Source organism: Isoptericola jiangsuensis (assembly GCF_048320105.1).
In the GTDB taxonomy this organism is placed as follows: Bacteria; Actinomycetota; Actinomycetes; order Actinomycetales; family Cellulomonadaceae; genus Isoptericola; species Isoptericola jiangsuensis_A.
Genome location: NZ_CP182942.1, coordinates 1,174,081 through 1,194,898, shown reverse-complemented (window position 1 = coordinate 1,194,898; position 20,818 = coordinate 1,174,081). Strand labels below are relative to the sequence as shown.

Genomic DNA, 20,818 nt, shown 5'->3' with positions numbered 1-20,818 from the left:
ACTGGGCACATGACCGACACCGGCCCGCTGGGAGACCACGCCGAGGAGCCGACGGCCGGCGGCGACCGTCCCGGTGCTGGTCAGGAGCCGCCAGCGGCGACGGGTCCCGAGCGCGCGGCCGAGGAGGCCCGTGCCCGGGCGCGGGCCCGCGGGCCGGTCTCCGCGAACTCGGCGCTCACGCCGGACTCCGGGACCGCGGCGCTCGTGGACGCCTTGGACACCCTGCGCGGCCGTCTGGGTGCGCTGCACCTGCCGCTGGACGCGCCGGGCGTGCACCACGCGCGCACGGACCTGGCCCGGGCCGTCGACCAGCTCGACGACTACCTCCTGCCGCGGCTGCGCGCCGAGCGGGCGCCGCTGCTCGTCGTCGTCGGCGGATCCACGGGCGCCGGGAAGTCCACGCTGGTCAACTCCCTGCTGGGCGAGCAGGCCACCACCCCCGGCGTGCTGCGGCCCACCACGCGCTCCCCGGTGCTGGTGCACCACCCCCTGGACGCACGCTGGTTCAGCGGGGACCGGGTGCTGCCCGGTCTGGCACGCACGAGCGGCGGCGGCGCGGACGGCCGCGCCCTGCGGCTCGTCGCGAGCGCCAGCCTGCCGCAGGGGCTCGCGCTGCTCGACGCGCCCGACGTCGACTCGGTCGAGACCGCGAACCGTGAGCTGTCCGCCCAACTGCTGGCCGCGGCCGACCTGTGGCTGTTCGTCACCACGGCCGCCCGGTACGCCGACGCCGTGCCCTGGGACCTGCTGATCTCGGCGGCCCAGCGCCACGCCCAGGTCGCGATGGTGCTGGACCGGGTGGACCCGGGGACGGAGGAGGTCGCCGGCGACCTGCGCCGGCTCATGGCGGAGCACGGACTGGGGGAGGCGGCGCTGTTCGTCGTCCCGGAGGCCCAGGGCGAGGACCAGCTCACGGACGGGCTGCTGCCGGAGGCGGCCGTCGGGGAGCTGGCCACCTGGCTGTCCGGGCTCGGCGGCGACCCGGACTCGCGGGCGCGGGTCATCACCGCGACGCGCGACGGCGTCGTCGACGACCTCGTGCGACGCACCGACGCCCTGGCGGCCGCGGCCGACGTCCAGCACGACACCGACGCCCGGCTGCGGGACGCCGTGGAGCGGCACCACGCCGAGGCGCTGCGCCAGGTGGAGGCGGCCACGTCGGACGGCGCGCTGCTGCGCGGCGAGGTGCTCGCCCGATGGCAGGACTTCATCGGAACGGGCGAGTTCTTCCGTGCGGTCGAGGAGGGTGTCGGCAAGGTGCGCGACGCCGTCGGACGCTTCTTCCGGGGCCGGCCGAAGGAGGCGCCGCACGTCGAGCAGGCCATCGCGCACGGTCTGGAGTCGGTGGTGCTCGACGCCGCCGAGCAGGCTGCCGAACGGACCTACGCCGACTGGCGCGGCGACCCGGCCGGCGCGGGGCTGCTCGACGGCCTCGAGCTGTCCCGCACCGCGCCGAACCTGCGCCCCGAGGTCGCCGGCGCCGTGCGGGCCTGGCAGGGCGACGTGCTCGCCCTCGTCCGGGAGCAGGGTGGGTCGCGGCGCGGGACGGCGCGCGCGCTGTCGTTCGGTGTCAACGCCCTCGGGGTGAGCCTCATGGTCGTCGTCTTCGCCTCGACGGCGGGACTCACCGGGTTGGAGGTGGGCATCGCGGGCGGTACGGCCGTGGTCGCCCAGAAGCTCCTGGAGGCCGTCTTCGGGGACGACGCCGTCCGGCGGCTCGCGGCGCAGGCCAAGGACCGGCTCACGGCGCGTGTGGACGCGGTGCTGCGCGGCCAGGGGGCCCGGTACACCGCCCAGCTCGACGCGCTCGGCACCGAGGCCCTGCACGGCGACCGGCTGCGCGAGGCGGCCCGGGCCGTGGCGGACGCGGCCCGCGGTGAGCGCTCCCTGCGCACCACGGGTGCCGACGGGCTGACGCGTCCGTGGAGCGGCGGGCTGCTGCGCGGCGCCGGCACGTTCCGCCCGCCGACCAGCCCGGACGGCATCCCGCTGGGGCCCGGCGCGGTGGCCGGGACGTCACGCGCGGCCGCCGCAGCCGTGCCGGCGAAGGACCCGACCCGATCACGGCGCCCGTTCTGGCGCCGCCGGCGCCGCCAGGAGGACGACGCATGAAGCCCGACCTCGCGACCCGCACCGCCGCTCTGGAGCAGGCGGCCGAGGCGGGTCACGGCCGGCTCGACCCCGAGCTCGTCGGTGCTGCCCGTGCCGTGGTGGGGCGGGCGCGGGAACGCGGCGGGCTGTCGGCCGACCACACCGTCGCGGCGCTCGCCGGTGCGACGGGATCGGGCAAGTCGAGCGTGCTGAACGCCGTCGCGGGCGCCCAGCTCGCGGAGCCCGGCCTCCAGCGCCCGACGACGTCGCACGCGCTGGCGGCGGTGTGGGGCGACGGCGCCGAGGAGCTGCTGGACTGGTTGGACGTGCGCCGCCGTCACGAGATGGATCCGCCGCAGGCGGAGCCGTCCGGCTCCCGGCTGCGGCGCGGCCGGGTCCCGGCGGGCATCTCCACCGGTCTGGTGCTGCTCGACCTGCCCGATCACGACTCCGTCGTCGTGGAGCACCGGGTGCGCGCCGAGCGGCTCGTGGAGCGCGCGGACCTGCTCGTGTGGGTGGTGGACCCGCAGAAGTACGCCGACGCCGCGCTGCACGAGCGCTACCTGCGTCCCCTCGCCGGACGTGCCGAGGTCGTCGTCGTCGCCTTGAACCAGGTGGACCGCCTCACGCCCCAGGACCGCACGGCCGTGCTGGCGGACCTTCAGCGTCTCGTCGCGGCGGACGGCCTGGCGGGGGCCCGGGTGCTGGCCGTGTCGGCCCGCACGGGGGAGGGCGTCGACACCCTGCGGGGCCTGCTCGCCGACGCCGCCCGACGCCGCCAGGCGGCGACCACGCGGCTCGCCGCGGACGTGAAGGCGGTCGCCGGTCAGGTCGTGGCGGCCTGCGGTCAGGCGCCGTCGGCCCGCGGCGCCGACCGCGCGCAGGGGGCTCTCGTGGACGCGCTGGAGGACGCTGCCGGGGTGACCACCGTGGTGGCGGCCGTGCGGTCCTCCGCCCGGCGCGACGCCCACCTGGCGACAGGCTGGCCCGTGACCCGCTGGATCGCGGGTCTCCGCAAGGACCCGTTGCGACGGCTGGGGCTGCGGCGCGACGACGTGCGGGTGCCGGTGGAGCGCCCGGACCTGCAGCACACGTCCCTGCCGCAGGCCCGACCGAGCGTGCGTGCCGCGACGGCGACGGCGGTGCGCGCCTACGTCGACGAGGTCGCCGGCGGTGCGCCGGACGCCTGGGTGCTGACCGTGCGCGAGAAGGGCACCCGGGCCACCGAGAGCCTGCCGGACGCGCTCGACCTGGCGGTGGCCTCCACCCGGCTGGAGGCGGAGCGTCGGCCGTTCTGGTGGCGGGCGGTGGGCGTGCTGCAGTGGGTCCTCCTGGCGGCCGCCGTGCTCGGCCTGGCCTGGCTCGGCGTCGGGGCGCTGCTCGCGTACTTCCAGCTCCCGCCTCTGCTCACCCCCGACCTCACCCTCGACCTCACGCGCTGGGGCGGCGGCACCCTCGACGTTCCCTGGCCGACGGTGCTGGCGATCGGCGGGATCCTGGCGGGTCTGCTGCTCGCGCTGGTCTCGCGCGGCGTCGCCGCGATCGGTGCCCGACGGCGGGCGGCCCGGGTGCGTCGCCGGCTGCGGGAGTCCGTCGTCGCGGTCGCGGTGGAACAGGTGCGGGGACCCGTGGCCGAGGAGCTGGACGCGCTGGCGACGTGCCGGGCCGCGGCGCGCACGGCGGCCGCCTGAGCCCGGCGTCGGACGCCGTCGGCCACGCGCGGGTGGGCTGAGGCGCCGTCCGGGCACGGACGTCCCGCGCCGGCGTGCGACGATGCTGGGCATGAACCGCCTGCACGTCCCCGTCTCCCTGCGCTGGTCGGACCTCGACGCGTACCAGCACGTCAACAACGTCGAGATGTTCCGGCTGCTGGAGGACGCCCGCATCACCGCGTTCTGGCGCCACCCGGAGGCGGAGGACCCGTGGCCGACGGCGATCCTCGACACCGGCCCGCACGCCACCTCGCACACGCTGGTCGCGGGCCAGCAGATCGAGTACCTGCGCCCGCTGCAGTTCTCCCGCGACCCGGTGCGGGTGGAGATGTGGATCGGTTCGCTCGGCGGCGCGTCCCTGGAGGTCTGCTACGAGGTGCACGACGGCGCGCCCGGCGGGTTCGCGCGGACGGGGCCGCCCTCGGGGGCGGAGCCGTACACCCGGGCCGTGACGACGATCGTGGTGATCGACGCGGCCTCGGGGAGCCCGCGGCGGATCACGCCCGAGGAGCGGGCCGTGTTCGAGGAGTTCTCCGGCGACCCGATCGAGTTCCGCCGGCGCCGCTGAGCCGGGTGCCCGTCGCCGGACGCGCGGCAGGGGCAGGACGCCGGTCCGGCGTCCTGCCCCTGCCTGCCTCTGCCTGACCCCGACGGCACCCGTGCCGGTCAGGGCGGTGGGGTCAGGGCGGTCAGGTCAGGCTCGTCAGGTCAGGGTGCACTCCGACCCGCCGAGTCGTACCGCCTCGACCGGCGCAGGGGTGCCCGAGCCGATGAAGCCGACGGTCGCCGAGGCGCCCGGCGCGAGGTCGGGCTGCCAGCCCGGGTGCGTGAACCGGGCCGTGGCCCCCGCCTGGGTGGCGGTGCCGCCCCAGGCCTGGGACACCTTCTCGGACCCGCCGAAGTCCACCTCGACGGACCATCCGGAGACCGTCTGGTCGCCCGTGTTCGTCACGGTGAGGGCGCCCTGGAAGCCGCCCTGCCACTGCCCGGCGACGCTGTAGCGGGCGGTGCACGCGGCGTCGGTCGGCGGCGTCGGGGAGGCCGAGGGGCTGGGGCTGGGGCTGGGGCTCGCGCTGGGCGTCGGCGTCGGCGAGGGCGTCGGCGTCGGCGAGGGCGTGGGCGTGGGCGTCGGTGTGGGCGTGGGCGTGGGCGTCGGTGTGGGCGTCGGGCCCTCGGCGGGCTCGTCGCCCCAGAGCAGCTCGTCGCCCTCGTAGAGGGTGATGCGGCCGTTCTTCGTCATGTCCGCACCGGTCGACACCTCGCCGAACGACCAGTCGTTCGACGGGTCCCAGCCGGGCGCCGCCACCCGGAACTGGATCTCGCGACGGTGCTGCGACTGACCGCCGGGGTAGACGACCGAGTCGCCGCAGTCGATCTCCACGTAGTACTGGTCCCCGCCGGCGTGCCCGACGCTCGTCGTCGCACCGGCGCACTCGGAGTAGTTGGTGGACGCCGTCACGGCCGAGGGGTCGGTGCCCTCGTCGAGGGTGAACCAGTACCGCAGCCGCACGTCGTCCAGCACCCGGGCGGGGAACGCCGACCGGTTGCGCAGGATCGCCTTGACCTCCGTGAACTGCGTGCCCGGCTGGTTGAGCTTCGACTCGACGAAGTACTCGTCCTGGTCCGGGGTCTCCGGCTGCGGGAAGTCGGCCAGCGGCGTGCCGCCGTACTCGTCGACGAGGAACGCCAGCGCCGAGGTGAACCCGGCGTTGTAGTCCGTGGCGACCTCGTTGGAGACGTAGTCCGAGCGGTCGTCGGTGTACGAGTCGTCCGCCGCGCCCGGCCCGCCGACCAGCGCGCCGTACAGCACGTGCCGGGTGTCGGTCGGCTGGGTCAGGGAGTCCAGCCACGAACCGTGAGCGGTCCGGTGGTGCGGGTTCTGCGGCGAGTTCTCCCCGTAGCCGACCACGTACGACGACCCGCGCGGGTTGTCCCCGAGGGCGTAGTCGATCTGCCGCACCCCGAAGTCGTGGTACGTCTGCGCGCGGGCGGCGTCACCGTTCTCGGCCAGCCAGTCGCCGTACGTCAGCGCCACGAAGGCCGTGTTGGCGGCGTAGCGCAGCGAGCCCCAGGTGTCGAGGAACGCCTGGCCGCCGGGGGAGTAGCGCACCCGGTTGCCCTGGTAGCCCGTGGTCCAGTAGTCGAGCCACCGGTTCGCGTCGTCGACGTACTGCTGCTTGCCCGTGGCCTGTGCCAGCAGCGCGTAGGAACCGTAGGACTTGTCGTCCCACGCCACGGTCCACCGGTACGAGCGGGTGCTCGTCTGCGGTTCGGTCGACAGCCCGGAGTACTCGGCCTCCGCCTTGGCCAGGTAGGCCGCGTCACCGGTGGCCTCGTACAGCCAGTACGCGCCCCAGACCAGCTCGTCCTGGTAGCCCGACCACGAGTTGTAGAAGCTGCCCGCCGGGACGCAGTCGGAGTACTCGCCGCGGTAGGTGTCCGCGAACGAGTAGAGCTGCTTCGCGTGACCGAGCAGCTCGGCGGCGTAGGCCGCGTCGTGCTCCGCGAACACGATGGACGACGCCGCCATCGCCGCCGCCGTCTCGCCCGCGACGTCGCTGCCCGGGCAGGACGCGTCGACCTTGAACGCGGGACGGTCCATCTGCATCGCCTCGGCCGGGCCCCACCACTTGTGGTCGTCGTCGCCGTCGCCCACCTGGGCGTACAGCACGTTCGGCTCGGGGTGGGCCTTGATGAAGTAGTCGTTCACCCAGCGCAGCGAGTCGAGGAACTCGTCCTCCTGCCCGGCCGCCGCGTACCCGTCGGGGGAGGCGATCGCACCCCAGGCGAGCATCGTCGTCGTGAACGCCATCGGCAGGCCGAACTTCACGTGGTCCCCGGCGTCGTACCAGCCGCCCGTGAGGTCGAGGCCGACGTCGGCGCCGTCGTCGAGCCCGGAGTCGCCGCGCCACGAGACGCGGAAGTCGTCCGGCAGGTCGCCCGACCGCTGCGCGTCGTAGAAGAACAACGACTTCTGCAGGGCCTCGGCGTAGTCGGGGTCGGCGGCGCTCGCGGCCGGGGCGGCGTGCACGGCGGGAGCGGCGGCGGCGCCGGCGGCCAGCATCGCGCTGGTGGCGACCAGGGCGGCGGCCCTCCGGGCCGCACCTCGGGTGGTGGATCGGGGGTGCATCGGTGCCTCTCGGGTCCGTCCGCGTCCACGTCGACGCGGGTGCTCCCATCGTTCGAGCCCGGTGGCGCACGGGCAAGGTCGCCCGTGCGCCCGAATCGTTTAGGCGCACGACGACGGCGCGGGCGGACCCGCGGGCCCGCTCGCGCCGTCGTCGGGGTGGTCAGGAGACCGTGCAGGCCTGACCCCCGGAGGACATCGAGGTCACGGCGCCGGGCGTGCCCGAGCCGATGAACCCGACCGACGCGGACTCGCCGGGGGCGAGGTCCGGGCGCCAGCCGGGAGCGGTCGCCGTCACCGTGGTGCCGGTCTGGGCGATGCTGCCGCCCCAGCCCTGGGTGACCGACTCGCCGCCGGAGAGCTCCCAGCTCAGCGACCACGACGTGAGCGGCTGGTCACCGGTGTTCGTCAGCGACGCCTCACCCTGGAACCCGCCCGGCCACCGGCCGGTGACCTCGTACGTCGCGGCGCACCGGGTGTCGCCCGGGTCCTCGGTGGGCTCCTCGGTGGGCTCCTCGGACGGCTCCTCGGACGGCTCCTCGGACGGCTCCTCGGACGGTTCCTCGGTGGGCTCGTCCGTCGGCGTGGCCGTCGGGTCCGGCGTGGGCTGGGCGCCTGCGAACTCGCCGACGACGATGCCGCGACCGTTCGTCCCGACGTACACCCGTCCGTACACGTCCGGGTCACCGGTGACGACCTTGCCCGTCCAGGCGTACTGGTGGTCGTCGTCGTTGATCCGCACCCAGGTCGCCCCGGCGTCGTCGGACCGGAAGATGCCGCGCACGCCGTCGATCCTGGACGACGTGTAGACGGCCGGGTGGTCGTGACCGGCGGCCGCCCTGCCGAAGCCGACCGCGTCGCCCTCCTCGACCCCGGCCACCGGCTGGAACGTCGCGCCGTAGTCGGTCGAGCGCCACATGCCGTAGACGCCGTCCTCCTCGCCGCCCGCGATCCACACGTGACCGGCCTTGCCCGGCACCGTCTCGACGGTCTGGCTGCCTGCGGCCGGCAGCCCCGACGCGGCGGACGCCGTGAACGTCGCACCGCCGTCGCGCGAGGTGTAGAACGTCCCGCCGGCCAGGGCGTAGAACGCCGTGGCGTCCTCCTTGTCGGACGTCACGACCGCCCCGGCCGGGACGCCCGTCGACGCCGTCCACGACGACCCGAGGGAGGTCGAGACGTGCACGCCCGTGCCCTCCGGGCTCCACACGACGGACGTGCCGTCCGCGGCGAGCGCCACCGTGCCCGGACCGGTCGCACCGGACGGCTGCTGGCCCGCCCACCACGAGTCGCCGCTGGAGGTGGACACCCCGAGGAGCTGCTCGCCGCCGGTGCCCACGCGCACCATCGTGGCCGGCTTCTTCCACGCGACGTCGAGGCTCAGCACGCCCGAGTGGTACGGCTGGGTGTAGGCGAACCCGCTCGGCACCTCGGTGACGTCGCGGTGCACGAAGCCACCGATGTCGTACATCCCGGAGACGAGCTCGACGTCACCGGGAGGGGAGACGAGGTCCTGGATCGCCGTCTCCTCGATGCCCTGGGCCTTGACGGAGATGTCGACCGTGCCGCCGCTGTCCCAGTCGGTGAGGTCGTCCCCGCCGTAGATCGTGGCACCCGTGCCGTACATGAAGCCGTCGGAGTCGAAGGGGTCGATCTCGAACGACTCCATCATCCAGCCGAGCTTGGGGCTGTCCTCGGGTGCGGTGCCGGCGCTGCCGAAGTCCAGCCACGGCGCGCCGGAGATGTCGAGCGTGTAGTGCTTGGTGCGCGAGGGGTAGCCCGCCCACTCCCAGATCGGCTTCCACGTCTCGCCGCGGTCCGTGGAGCGGTAGACCTGGTTGTCCGGGTACCAGGACATCTGCGAGGTGACCACGAGCGTGTCCGGGTCCTGACGGTCGACCGACAGCCCCGAGTAGCCGAAGTAGGCGTCGGGCGAGCCGGAGGCCACCGGCGAGATGTCGGTCCACGTGCCGTCGGCGGTGTCGAGGCGCCAGACCTCGCCGAGCTCACCGTCGTAGGGGCCGCCCGTGCTCGACGTCGTCACGTAGAGCCGTCCGTCGGCCAGCTCCGCCTTGTGGGGCAGGAACCCGGTCGGCTGACCGGGCACGCGCTGCCACGTCGCGCCCGCGTCGGTGGAGCGGTAGACGTTGTTCTCCTTGTCCGCGACGCCCACGTAGAGCGTCGGGGTCGGGGAGCCCGCGGTGCCGGAGGCCTCGTCGAACACGGTCCAGAGCACACCCTGGTTCGTCGCGCCGTACTCGTCGGACGGGTCGGCGACGTAGTTGCCCGCGTTGGGGAAGCTGGTCACCTCGGCCCAGGTGACCCCGGCGTCGGTGGAGCGCCACAGCCCGTTGCCGCCCTCGCTGCCCAGGTAGAGCACGTCGTTGTCGTTCGGGTCGATCATGAGGCGTTCGCCCATGCCGCGGCCGGGCATGTTGCCGCCCACCTTGAACGGCAGGTCGGTGCGCTCCCAGGTCTCGCCGCGGTCGCGCGAACGCAGCACCGCGCCGTTGTTCGGGTCCCAGGAGTTCGTGTACGTGCCGACCATGACGTAGAGGTTGTCGGGGTCGACGCGGTCGGTCGCCAGGGACAGCACGCCGCTGTGGCTCCAGTCGTCCCAGCCGACGTGGTCCAGCAGCGGGACCCATCGCTTCGTGGTCTGGTCGAGCCGGTAGGCGCCGCCGATGTCGGTGCGGGCGTAGACCAGGCCGTCCTCGCCCTCGTTGTAGACGATGCCGGGGACGAACCCGCCGCCCACCATCTCGACGTTGCCCCAGGTGTAGTCCGCGGCGGCGCTCGCCGGCGCTGCGGCGAGCGCACCGGCGAGCGCACCGGCGGGCGGCCCGGTGGGCGTGGCCGCGACGGCGACCCCCGCTCCCGCGGCGACGAGTCCGGTGGTCGCCAGGGCGGCGACCGCTGGTCGAAGTCTCATCGGAGATCTCACTTCCTCGTGCTTCCGACCGGACCGAGGCGTCGGTGCCCGTCCGGTGGCACGCCGTCGTGCCCTGCCGCCCAACCTATTCGAAGCGCTTCGACGGCACGAGAGGGTCCCCGTGCTGCTAATCGATTAAGACCGCTCTCGCCGTCGTACCACCGGGTCGCCGGGACCGCGGCCCGGTGGTACGGCGCGCAGGTCAGGAGCAGGCGGCGCCGTTCACCGACACGGCGGCCGGGGCGGCGGTGCTGCCCGTGTGGGACGCGTTGTACCCGATCTGCACCGAGGTGCCGGGCGGCACGGAGCCGTTCCAGGCCGCGTTGGTCGCCGTCAGCGTGGAGCCGGACTGCGACCACTGCGCCGACCAGCCCTGCTGCAGCGTCTGACCGGCCGGCAGGGTCGTGGTCATCGCCCAGCCCGCCCAGGCGGTGTCCCCGGTGTTGGTGAGCGTCACCGATCCGGTGTGACCGGTGTTCCACGAGCTCACCGACCAGGAGGCCGCGCAGTCGGCGTCCCCGGGCTCGCCGGTCGGCTCGCCCGTGGGCTCGCCGGTCGGCTCGCCCGTGGGCTCGCCGGTCGGCTCGCCCGTGGGCGTCGGGGTCGGCTCGCCGCCCTCGAGCCCGGCGCCCAGCGCCTCGGCGACGGCGGTGTAGGCCGGCTTGCTCTGGTAGGACGCGTCCCACGGCAGCGCCGCGCCCTGTCCGCTGAACACGCCGGGCACCCAGGAGTGGCCGTCGTCGATGCCCCAGACGGTCACGCCGTCGCAGCGGTCGACGGCGAGGCACGCCGACACGACGGTGCCGTAGTCGCGGGCCTGCTGGGCGAGGTTCGCCGCGCTCGCCGGGACGTTCATCCGGATGTCGACCTCGGTGATGCGCACGTCGACGCCGAGGTCGGCGAAACGCTGCAGGTTCTGCCGGTAGGTGCTGGGCACCTGGCCGACGACGAGGTGCGACTGGAAGCCGACGCAGTCGACGGGCACGCCGTCGGCCTTGAGGTCGGCCACGAGGTCGTACATCGCGGTGGACTTCGCGTTGATGCCGTCGGTGTTGTAGTCGTTGAGGCACAGCTTGGCCGTCGGGTCGGCCTGCCGGGCCCGCTGGAGCGCCTCGGCCACGTACCCGTCGCCGAGCAGCCGCTGGAACACGGAGTCGCGGCGGGTGCCGTCGTCGTTCCACAGCTCGTTGACGACGTCCCAGGCCACCACGTCGCCGGCGTACCGGCCCGCGACGGCGTCGATGTGGTCGTTCATGGCGTCCCGCAGGTCGGCGGGGTCCGTGATGCCCGTGACCCAGCCGGGCAGCTGGGAGTGCCAGACGAGGGTGTGGCCGTACAGGTCGGCGTCGATCGACTCGGCGAAGTCGGCGACCTGGTCGGCCTGGCCGAAGGAGAAGGTGCCGCGGGTCTGCTCCGTCGCGTCCCACTTCATGGCGTTCTCCGCCACGACCAGGTTGAACTCCCGCTCGGCGATCGCGCGGTAGCCGGGGGTCGCCAGGTGTCCGGGGCTGAGGGCGAAGCCCAGGGTGACGTCGTGGCGGTCGGCGGCGTCGCGCCATGGTTCGCGCACGGGCTCGGCCCCCTGGGCGGGGGCCAGGACGGCGCCGCCGAGCAGCAGGGCCCCGGCGGCGGCGGCCGAGGTGGCGGCGAGCGCCGCGCGCGCTCGTCGTCGGGTCGTGCGCACGGTGGCGGGTCGGGTCGGCGGCCCGGCTGGTTGGTAAACGATTTCGGTCTGCTCTCGCATCGTCACTCCTTGACTGGTGGAACCCGCGGCCGGGACGGACGTCCCGGCCGCGGGGGGTCGAAGGGTGCTGCGGGCAGGAGACCTGCGGTTCCGGCGATGAGCCGGACGAGGGATCTCCTGCCCGCAGCAGGCCGTGCGTCAGGCGACGTCGCAGGCGACGCCGTCGAGGGTGAACGCGCTCGGGTCGTTGTTCGTCCCGGAGTGCGTCGCGTTGAAGCCGAACGACACCGAGCCGCCGGCCGGGATGGACGAGCTCCAGGCCGCCGGGGTGACCGTCACGGTCGAACCCGTCTGCGCGTACTGGGCCGACCAGCCCTGGGTGACCTTCTGACCGTTGGCGAAGCTGAACTCCAGCTCCCAGCCGTTCAGGGCCGCACCCGAGTCGTTCGTCAGCGTGATCGACCCGGTGAACCCGCTGTTCCAGGAGTTCGCCGAGTAGTCGACCGTGCAGGCGCCGCCGGGGGTGACGTCGCCGCCCTCGGTGGTCACCGAGACGGCTGCGGAGGCCGCCGAGGCGTTGCCCGCCGCGTCGAACGCCACCACGGAGTACGAGTACTCCGTGTCGGCGTCGAGCCCGGTGTCCGTGGCGGACGTGCCCGCCACCTCCGCGACGACCTCGCCGTCACGCAGGACGCGGTAGCCCGCGACGCCGGTGTCGTCGCTGGAGGCGTTCCACGACAGGGCCACGGAGGAGTCCGTGACGGTGCCCGCGGCCAGGCCGGCCGGGACGCTGGGCGCCTCGGTGTCCTCACCGCTCCCGCCCGCCAGGGTCGTGATCGTCGTCGCGGCCGACGCTGCCGACACGTTGCCGGCTCGGTCGCGTGCCGTCACGGTGACCTCGTAGCTCGTCTCGGGCGACAGGCCCGTGACGGTGTACGACGTCGTGGCGCTGGTGCCGGCGGGCTCGCCGTCGACGAGGACGGTGTAGCCCGTCACGCCCACGGCGTCCGTCGAGGCGCCCCACGTCAGGGCGACCGACGACGAGGTGGCCGTACCGGCCGTCACCGCACCGGGCGCCGTGGGCGCCGTCGTGTCGGCGGGGGGCGGGGTGCCACCCTCGATGGCCGGGTAGGCGTTCGCCACGAGCATCTCGAACTGGTCCTGGAACCACTGACCGGCCACCGGGGCGCCGGACAGCGCGCCCGTCAGGTTGCCGCCGAGGCGGACGGAGTCGGAGTACGTGGGGTCGCACATCCGGTCGAAGCCCTTGCCCTGGTCGTTCGGGATCTCCTCGGAGTTGCCGTCGGACTCTCCCGGCGGCTTGACCCAGACGAAGGCGTGCAGGTGCGACTCCGGGCTCACGCTCGGCGTCACGGTCGGGCGCTCGCCGATACCGGCGCCGTCCGGGTTGCACCAGGCGCCGCGGTGGTTGCGGCGGTCGGCGCGGGACTCGTCGACATAGGTGTTCAGCGACGTCGACGTGCTCTCCGCGGTGGGGCGCGCCGGGCCTCCCCAACCGTTCCGGGAGGTGTCGATCAGCATGCCGATGCGCTCGGGCGCGCCCTGGGCGACCATCCGCGCGTGCAGGTCGGCGGTCCAGGAGAGCTCGTCGAAGTGCGGGTTCCACTCGTAGAACGACGACTGGCGCACGAACGTCCCGGACGTGAAGTTCTCGTCCTCGAGGAACGGCTCCTCGGTGGGGGTGGTGTTGGCCGTGTTGGTCACGAACCCGGCGACGGCGTCGTAGCCGTAGGCGTTGTCCATGATCACGTCGTGGAACTCCTGCGCGGCACCCTGGGCGTTGTTCTCCCAGCCGAGCCAGCCGGAGTGGGCGGCGTCGATGTAGGAGTAGACGTTGCCCACCTCGTAGAGCTTCTCGAGGGTGTAGGCGATCCCCTCGCGGTAGTACGGCGCCGCCACCTGGCACGGCCCGTGCGAGGAGTTGGTGACCATGTTCGGCAGCGAGTCGGGTTCGATCGTCGCGACCACGCGCAGGTCTTCGTACTGCGGTTCGGCCAAGATGTCGGCGATGACGTCGACGTACTCGTCCTCGTACTGCTGGAGCCCCGCCGGCGTGGCGGGAATGAGCCCGTTCGACGCCAGAGCGAAGCAGTCGCGGCCGGGCAGGTTGTAGATCACCAGGTTGAACACCATGGGCGTGTCGCCCTGCTGCTGCTCGAGTGCGGCGTCGAGGTGGTACCGCAGGCCGGGGCCGTCGGCGTTGCCCTCGATGGCGCTGGTGCGGTCCATCCACACCGATGTCGGGGTGTCGGCGATGGCGAGCATCTGCTCGCCCAGCTCGCCGCCGGCTTCGGCGGCGGCCTCCACCACGTTGTCCGACCAGAACTCGTTCACGTACTGGTCCGCACCGACGTACGGGTTGTCGACGCGTTCTGCTGCGTTGGCCGATGTCGCGGCGACGGTCACCGGCACGGCGGCCAGGGCGAGGGTCGCGGCGACGGCGAGCGGCCGGACCGCCGCACCGTCGCGGGGTCGCAAGGATCGTGAGCGCACGAGATCCTCCAGGGGCTCGGGAGCACGGGCGGCTCTGCCCGTGCGTCGGGGGTTGGCCCGACCTCTCCAACCTGTCCTGGTTGCGCTCCCACGCGAAGGGCCCGAAACGTTTAGGCGCTACGACGCCGGTGGCGGGGCCGTCGTGCCACGGATGATGAGCCGGGCGACCGGCACCACGAGACCGGGGGTGGCGCCGCCGTGTCCGACCTCGACCGAGGCGTTCGCCCCGGCCGGGTGCGCGCCCCCGGAGAGGCCGAGCGCGGCCGCCACGACCGGTGCGAGAGCACGCCACGGTCGGGAGATCGCCGTCAGCTGGGGGTCCACCAGCCGGCACGTCTCGGCGTCGGTCCCCGAGACGACCGACAGGTCCCAGGGCACCTGCAGGCTGCGGTGGCGGGCGGCCTCCAGCACGGCCAGCGCCGTCACGTCACCGTCGGTGACCACGGCGGTCGGGTGGACGGCCTGGGCCAGGAGGCGGGTGGCGGCCGCGCTCGCCTCCGACGCGGAGAGCACCTCGACCACCTCGACGGTGGCCCGCAGGCCCGCGGTGGCGTCGAGGAGCCCGGCGTGCAGCGCCCGCGCGACGTCGCTGCGGGAGTCCTGCACGAGCAGGGCGATGCGGCGGTGGCCGAGGTCGGTCAGGTACCGGCCCACCGTGGCCTCCGCGCCGCCGTCGAACCAGACCCCGCGGGTCACGCCGGCGGACTGGACCTCCGGCGGGGTGATCGCGACGACTGGCGCCCCGATGCGCGCCGCGGTGCGGGTGCGGGGGTCGTTGAGCAGGAGGTCCTGGAGCACGAACGCGGCGTGGCGGCGCTCGGTCCACGCGTCCTCCAGCTCGTGGGCGCCTGCGTCGCGGTCCGTCGTCACGTCCAGGGAGAGGGCCACGTCGCCGATCGCCGACCTCAGCCCGCAGGCGAGGTCCAGCGCCGCCGAGCGGCTGTGCGTGCTCCCCACGAGCGCCTGCAGCCCCACGCTCGACACCGCCGTCGAGCGCATCGAGCGGGCCGCCGCGTTCGGCCGCCAGCCGAGGTCGTCGGCGACGCGCAGCACGTGGCGGCGCGTGCTCTCCGAGACTCCTGGTCGCCCGTTGAGGGCGTAGGAGACGACGGCGATGGAGACACCGGCCGCGCGGGCGACGTCGGTGATCGTGACGCGCCTTCCGGGGGTCGGTCGTGGGCTGCCGCGACGCTGCGATCTAGACACGCCTCCACACTCTGCCGGTTTTCAGGGCATGATGCACCTTGCGGGGGGACGTACGGCAGTACTCGACGACGAGGACGGTGGTACAGGTGTCTGTCTGGACTCAGGGCACCGGGGGTGGACGCGGCGAGCCGCTCACGATCGGGGTCTTGTGCCCGGTGGTCGGCGGTTACTACTTCGGACGCATGCTGGCGGGGATGGCTCGTGTGCTGCGCGCCGAGGGGCACCGGCTGGTCGCGGTGCAGACCTATCCCGCGGATCTGGACCGCGACGAGTTCCCGGTCCCGCCCTTCCGGCGTCAGGCCCCCGGCCTCGGCGCGTTCGACGGCCTCATCGCGGTGACGACGGCGGTGGGGGACGACGACCTGCGCAGGCTGGACGCGTCCGACCTCCCGCTGGTCGCGCTCGGGGTCGCCGCGGAGCGGCTGCGCGCCCCGGTGGTGGCGCCGGACAACGTCGGCGGGGTGCGTGCCGCCGTCGACCACCTCGTCGAGCACGGGCACCGGCGCATCGGGTTCCTCGGCAACACCGACCAGCGCGACATCGCCGAACGCTACGACGCGTTCCGCGAGGCGCTGGCCTGGCACGAGCTGGAGCACGGCCCGGAGCACTTCTACCGCACCCGCGACAACCAGGAGGCGGGCGCGGAGGCCGTCGCCCGGCGCGTGGCGGAGCACGGCCTGCCGACGACGGCGACGCTCGCCGCCACGGACCGCAACGCGATCGGGTTCATGCGTGGCCTGCACCTGGCCGGGCTGGAGGTGCCCGCCGCGCAGGCGGTGGTCGGGTTCGACAACTCCGACACCGGAGCGCGCACCTGGCCGCGGATGACGTCGGTCGACCCGATGCACGACGTGGTGGGGGAGCGCGCCGCCGAGCTGGTGCTGGCCCGGATCCGCGGCGAGGACGTCGGCGGCGAGCACCGGCTCGACCTGGCTGCCCTGGTGATGCGCGAGTCGTGCGGGTGCACGCGCGGCACCCGGTCCGCCGTCGTGCACGCCGGCTCGACGGCGGCCTCCGGGTCGGACCCGCTGGCCGCGGTCGCCAAGGTCGTGTTCGCCCGCACCGACGGCGTGCGGCGCGGGGCGTCGGAGGCGTGGCTGACGACGGTGCGCCAGATCCTCGAGTCGGTGGTCGTGACCGCTCAGCGTCCGCCCGCTTCGGCGCTGCGCGCGCTCGGCGACCGCACCGCGGCGCTGCGCCCCGGGGCGGGCGCGCTCGAGCAGCTGGTCCCGGCCCTGCGCGCCGAGTGTCAGCGGGTGCGGCGCCACTTCGCCGACCGGGCGGCCGCCCGGGACGACGGCGAGAGCCGGCTGCGCGGCCTGGAGCCCGGGCGCGCCGACGAGGTCGAGGAGGCGTTGTGCCTGGTCATCGCGGCGTTGGCCCGCGGTTGTGGGCACGGTGACCTGGCGCGGGCCGGCCGTCTGGAGCAGGATCTCGTCGACCAGAACGGGGTCGACCTCGAGCTCATGCGGTCCGACGGCGAGGCGTTGCGCAACCTCGACTGGATGCCGAGGACCCGGATCTCGACGGCGGCGCTGGCGCTCTGGGAGGACGATCCGGACAACCCCGGGGAGCGGCTCCTGCGGGTCGTGGGTGCTCGCGGGGCGCACGCGGCGAGCGAGTCGCTCGTCGGCCAGGCCATGTCGCCCTCGCAGTTCCCGCCCCCCGCGCTGACGGACCCGCGGTCCCTGACCGTCGTCGTCCCGGTGGCCTTCGGCCGCTCCGACCGCGGCTTCCTCGCGGTGGGCGGCCTCGTCGACACCCGGGCGACGAGCACGCGGGCCCGGTACAACCACTGGGCCGCCATGCTCGCGGTCGCGCTGGACGCGGAGGAGGCGCTGACGTCGTTGCAGGACCAGCGACGCTCGCTCGCCGAGGCCGCCGAGCGGGAACGGGCGCTCGCCGTCGACGTCGCCGCCGGGGAGGAGCGCAACGCCCTGGTGTCGATCGCCTCGCACGACGGGACCTGGGACTGGGACGTCGAGGCGGGCACGATCCGTTTCTCCGAGTCGTGGGCACGGCTGGTGGGCAGCGACCGGGCGTCCCTCGGCGACGACCCGCAGGAGTGGTTCTCCCGCGTGCACCCCGAGGACGTCCAGCGCGTGCACGTCGCGGTGGCCGCGCAGCTCTCCGGCGCGCGCGAGCCGCTGGACGTGGAGCACCGGATCCGCGTCGCCGACGGCTCCTTCGTGCGGGTGCGCTGCCGTGCCGTCACGGTGCACGACGCCGGTGACCGACCGGCACGGCTGGTGGGGGCGATGGCGGCCCTGCCCGACCCGGTGGCCTACCGCTCCGAGCTGAGCGAGCGTCCGCTGGTGGACGCCGACTCCGGCCTGGTCCACCGCGAGCTCTTCCTCGACCGGCTGGACCGGGCGATCAGGCGGCGTCGCCGACTGCCGGGCTACGAGTGGCAGATCCTGTCCCTCGGGTTCCCGGCCCGGCCGGCGGTGCCCCTGCTGCACCGGCTGCACGCCGAGATCGGCGAGGACGACTGCGTCACCGAGCTGGGGCCCTGCGGGGTGGCGGTGCTCCTGGACGGTCAGGACGAGGCGACGGCACGACGCCGTGCCGCCCGGCTGTCCGGCGTGCTGGGCGGACGGGCCACGGTCGAGGTCGTCGCCACCGACGCCTCGGACGGTGCCGAGCTCGTGGCCGACGACCTGCTGCAGCGGGCCTACCAGGCCACCCGGCCGGGCCGGGCCTCCCGTCTGGGCCCGACCTTCGCCGTCGAACTGCGGGTGTAGGGGTAGCGCTTCCACCTAAACGTTTCGCCGGATTGTGGGATCGCTTCCATCCGGCCACCGTCGGGGTATCCCTCAACGAAGAGAGGTGGCAACGATGCCCCGCAAGCTCCTGACCTCCCGCCTGGTCGCGGGCGTGACGGTGTCGGCCGCGCTGGCCGCACTGTGCACGTCCGTCCCGGCGGGCGCGGCACCACCGGCCGTCCCGGCCGCCGTCCCCGCCACGGTCGCGACCGCCGTCGACGAGCTCGACACCGACGGCGAGTACACCGAACGCTTCCTCGACCTCTACGCCAAGATCCACGACCCCGCCAACGGGTACTTCTCGCCCCAGGGCATCCCGTACCACGCCGTGGAGACCCTCATGGTCGAGGCTCCCGACTACGGCCACGAGACCACCAGCGAGGCCTACTCGTTCTGGCTGTGGCTCGAGACGTCGTACGGCCAGGTCACCGGCGACTGGGAGCCCTTCAACCACGCGTGGGACACGCTCGAGGCGTACATGATCCCCACCACGGAGAACCAACCCACCAACGGCGCCTACGACCCGGCCAAGCCGGCGACCTACGCCCCGGAGTTCAACCACCCGAGCCAGTACCCCTCCGAGCTCGACACCGGCGTCCCGGTCGGCACCGACCCCATCGCGGCCGAGCTGAAGTCCACCTACGGCACGTCCGAGGTGTACGGCATGCACTGGCTCGCCGACGTCGACAACGTGTACGGCTTCGGCGCCGCACCCGGGTCGAGCACCCTGCTCGGACCGGACCACGAGGGCACCAGCTACATCAACACCTTCCAGCGCGGCCCCCAGGAGTCCGTCTGGGAGACCATCCCGCAGCCCTCCATCGACGACTTCTCCTACGGCGGCGAGAACGGCTACCTCGACCTGTTCACCGGGGACGCCTCCTACGCCAAGCAGTGGAAGTACACCAACGCCCCCGACGCCGACGCGCGCGCCGTCGAGGCCGCCTACTGGGCCAACAAGTTCGCCACCGAGCAGGGCCAGCCCGAGGCCGTGGCCGACACCGTCGGCAAGGCCTCCAAGATGGGCGACTACCTGCGCTACGCCCTGTTCGACAAGTACTTCAAGACCCCCGGCTGCGAGTCCACCTCGTGCGCCGCAGGGTCCGGCCGCGGCAGCGCCCACTACCTGCTGTCCTGGTACTACGCCTGGGGCGGCGCCCTCGACACCGCCTCCCCGTGGGCCTGGCGCATCGGCTCCAGCCACGCGCACTTCGGCTACCAGAACCCGATGGCGGCCTGGGCGCTGGCGAACGACCCGGCCCTCGAGCCGGCCTCGCCGACCGCCGCCGACGACTGGGCCACCAGCCTCGACCGGCAGATCGAGCTGTTCCAGTGGCTCCAGGCACCCGAGGGCGGCATCGCCGGCGGGTCGACGAACAGCTGGGACGGCCAGTACGCCGATCGTCCCGACGACGTCGCCACGTTCTACGACATGGGCTACACCGAGGCGCCCGTCTACCACGACCCGCCGTCGAACTCCTGGATGGGCATGCAGGGCTGGGGCGTCGAGCGCATCGCCCAGCTCTACGAGGAGACCGGTGACGAGCGCGCCGGGGACATCCTCGACAAGTGGGTGCCGTGGGTCATCGACCACGTCACCGTCACGGAGGACTCCTGGCAGATCCCGTCCAACCTGGCCTGGGAGGGCCAGCCGGACGACTGGGACCCGGACAACCCCGGTGACAACTCCGGCCTGAGCGTCGAGGTCACCGCCTACGGTCAGGACGTCGGCGTCGCCGGCGCGCTCGCCCGCACGCTGATGTACTACGCGGCCGAGTCCGGCGACACCGCCGCCCAGCAGACCGCGCACGACCTGCTCAACGCGATCTGGGAGCAGAACCTCGACGACGTCGGCGTCGCCAGCACCGAGACGCGCACCGACTACGGCCGCTTCGACGACGTGCTGTCGTCCGCGGACGGCGACGGGGTCTACGTCCCCGAGGGCTGGAGCGGCACCATGCCGAACGGCGACGTCATCGAGCCGGGCGTGTCCTTCCTGGACATCCGTTCCTTCTACGAGGACGACCCCGAGTTCGACAAGGTGCAGGCCCACCTCGACGGCGGCCCCGCACCCGAGTTCACCTACCACCGCTTCTGGGCGCAGACGGCGGTCGCCACGGCGCTCGCGGACTACGACCGGCTCTTCGGCGAGCCCGTCGAGACGCCCGAGGACACGCAGGCGCCGACGGCGCCCGCAGGCCTGACGGCGACCGCGGACGGCACCACGGTGTCCCTGACGTGGACCGCCTCGACGGACGACGTGCGGGTGACCGGCTACGACGTCTCCCGGGACGGTGAGGTCGTGGGCAGCGTCGGCGGCACGGTGACCTCGTTCACGGACGAGGGCCTGGAGCCGGAGACCGAGTACACGTACACGGTGACGGCGCACGACGCCGCGCAGAACGTCTCCGAGGCCTCGGCCCCGGCGACGGCCACCACGGGCGAGGAGGACGAGGAGCCCGTCCCGAGCGGCGCGTGCACGGCCACCTACGCCACCGCCGGCTCGTGGGGCGGCGGCTACCAGGGGTCGATCACGGTCACTGGTGGCGCGAACGGCGTCCAGGGCTGGTCGGTGACGCTGCCCGCCGGCGTCCAGAGCACCACCATGTGGGGCGGCACCCTGACCGGTGGGGTCGTGACCCCGGCGGCCTGGAACGGCAACCTCGGGTCGGGCCAGTCCACGACGGTCGGCTTCATCGGCAACGGCACCCCGCCGGCTGCCCAGGCGCTGACCTGCACCGGCTGACCTGTCGGGCGTGAGCTCCTGAGACGCACCGCCGCGGTGCG

Annotated in this window: 10 protein-coding genes; 5 read left to right on the top strand and 5 right to left on the bottom strand. The window is 73.9% G+C overall.

Translation table 11 applies throughout. The features are described 5' to 3' along the window. The first annotated feature begins 9 nt into the window (after positions 1 to 9). From ACNHYB_RS05610 to ACNHYB_RS05600, 3 genes are all read left to right on the top strand, one after another. Positions 10 to 2,112, top strand: a complete 2,103-nt coding sequence (locus ACNHYB_RS05610) for an ABC transporter (RefSeq protein ID WP_418277419.1) — start codon at positions 10 to 12, stop codon at positions 2,110 to 2,112. Next, on the top strand, positions 2,109 to 3,782 hold the full coding sequence (locus ACNHYB_RS05605) for a GTPase (RefSeq protein WP_418277418.1): 1,674 nt from the start codon (positions 2,109 to 2,111) through the stop codon (positions 3,780 to 3,782). Before ACNHYB_RS05610 ends, ACNHYB_RS05605 begins: the two co-directional genes overlap by 4 nt. Before the next feature lie 91 nt (positions 3,783 to 3,873). Next, positions 3,874 to 4,371: an acyl-CoA thioesterase gene (locus ACNHYB_RS05600; protein ID WP_418277417.1), complete on the top strand. Its 498-nt coding sequence runs from the start codon at positions 3,874 to 3,876 to the stop codon at positions 4,369 to 4,371. Between the two features lie 135 nt (positions 4,372 to 4,506). On the opposite strand, the gene ACNHYB_RS05595 is transcribed toward ACNHYB_RS05600, so the two are convergent. The 5 genes from ACNHYB_RS05595 to ACNHYB_RS05575 all read right to left on the bottom strand — a co-directional run bounded on the left by ACNHYB_RS05595 (position 4,507) and on the right by ACNHYB_RS05575 (position 15,266). Further along, on the bottom strand, positions 4,507 to 6,933 hold the full coding sequence (locus ACNHYB_RS05595) for a glycoside hydrolase family 9 protein (protein ID WP_418277416.1): 2,427 nt from the start codon (positions 6,931 to 6,933) through the stop codon (positions 4,507 to 4,509). A 160-nt stretch (positions 6,934 to 7,093) separates the two neighbouring features. Then, on the bottom strand, positions 7,094 to 9,862 hold the full coding sequence (locus ACNHYB_RS05590; protein WP_418277415.1) for a cellulose binding domain-containing protein: 2,769 nt from the start codon (positions 9,860 to 9,862) through the stop codon (positions 7,094 to 7,096). Between the two features lie 202 nt (positions 9,863 to 10,064). Further along, on the bottom strand, positions 10,065 to 11,546 hold the full coding sequence (locus tag ACNHYB_RS05585; protein ID WP_418277414.1) for an endo-1,4-beta-xylanase: 1,482 nt from the start codon (positions 11,544 to 11,546) through the stop codon (positions 10,065 to 10,067). Between the two features lie 198 nt (positions 11,547 to 11,744). Beyond that, complete coding sequence (locus tag ACNHYB_RS05580) at positions 11,745 to 14,060, bottom strand: glycoside hydrolase family 6 protein (RefSeq protein WP_418277413.1); 2,316 nt, start codon at positions 14,058 to 14,060, stop codon at positions 11,745 to 11,747. Positions 14,061 to 14,177: 117 nt separating this feature from the next. Continuing rightward, positions 14,178 to 15,266 (bottom strand): LacI family DNA-binding transcriptional regulator, encoded by a 1,089-nt coding sequence (locus tag ACNHYB_RS05575; protein WP_418277412.1) that lies wholly within the window; start codon positions 15,264 to 15,266, stop codon positions 14,178 to 14,180. Between the two features lie 86 nt (positions 15,267 to 15,352). Between ACNHYB_RS05575 and ACNHYB_RS05570 the strand changes: the two genes are divergently transcribed. Next, a complete protein-coding gene (locus tag ACNHYB_RS05570) occupies positions 15,353 to 18,010 on the top strand; it encodes a substrate-binding domain-containing protein (protein WP_418277411.1) in 2,658 nt (885 codons plus the stop codon). 94 nt (positions 18,011 to 18,104) lie between these two features. Next, entirely contained in the window at positions 18,105 to 20,777 is a 2,673-nt protein-coding gene (locus ACNHYB_RS05565) for a glycoside hydrolase family 48 protein (protein WP_418277410.1), read from the top strand. Positions 20,778 to 20,818: the final 41 nt, after the last annotated feature.

What these genes read in the sequence shown, in the direction of transcription:
- ACNHYB_RS05605 (WP_418277418.1), top strand. Translation starts at nt 2,109, where the DNA reads ATGAAGCCCGACCTCGCGACCCGCACCGCCGCTCTGGAGCAGGCGGCC.
- ACNHYB_RS05610 (WP_418277419.1), top strand. Translation starts at nt 10, where the DNA reads ATGACCGACACCGGCCCGCTGGGAGACCACGCCGAGGAGCCGACGGCC.
- ACNHYB_RS05600 (WP_418277417.1), top strand. Translation starts at nt 3,874, where the DNA reads ATGAACCGCCTGCACGTCCCCGTCTCCCTGCGCTGGTCGGACCTCGAC.
- ACNHYB_RS05595 (WP_418277416.1), bottom strand. Translation starts at nt 6,933, where the DNA reads ATGCACCCCCGATCCACCACCCGAGGTGCGGCCCGGAGGGCCGCCGCC.
- ACNHYB_RS05590 (WP_418277415.1), bottom strand. Translation starts at nt 9,862, where the DNA reads ATGAGACTTCGACCAGCGGTCGCCGCCCTGGCGACCACCGGACTCGTC.
- ACNHYB_RS05565 (WP_418277410.1), top strand. Translation starts at nt 18,105, where the DNA reads ATGCCCCGCAAGCTCCTGACCTCCCGCCTGGTCGCGGGCGTGACGGTG.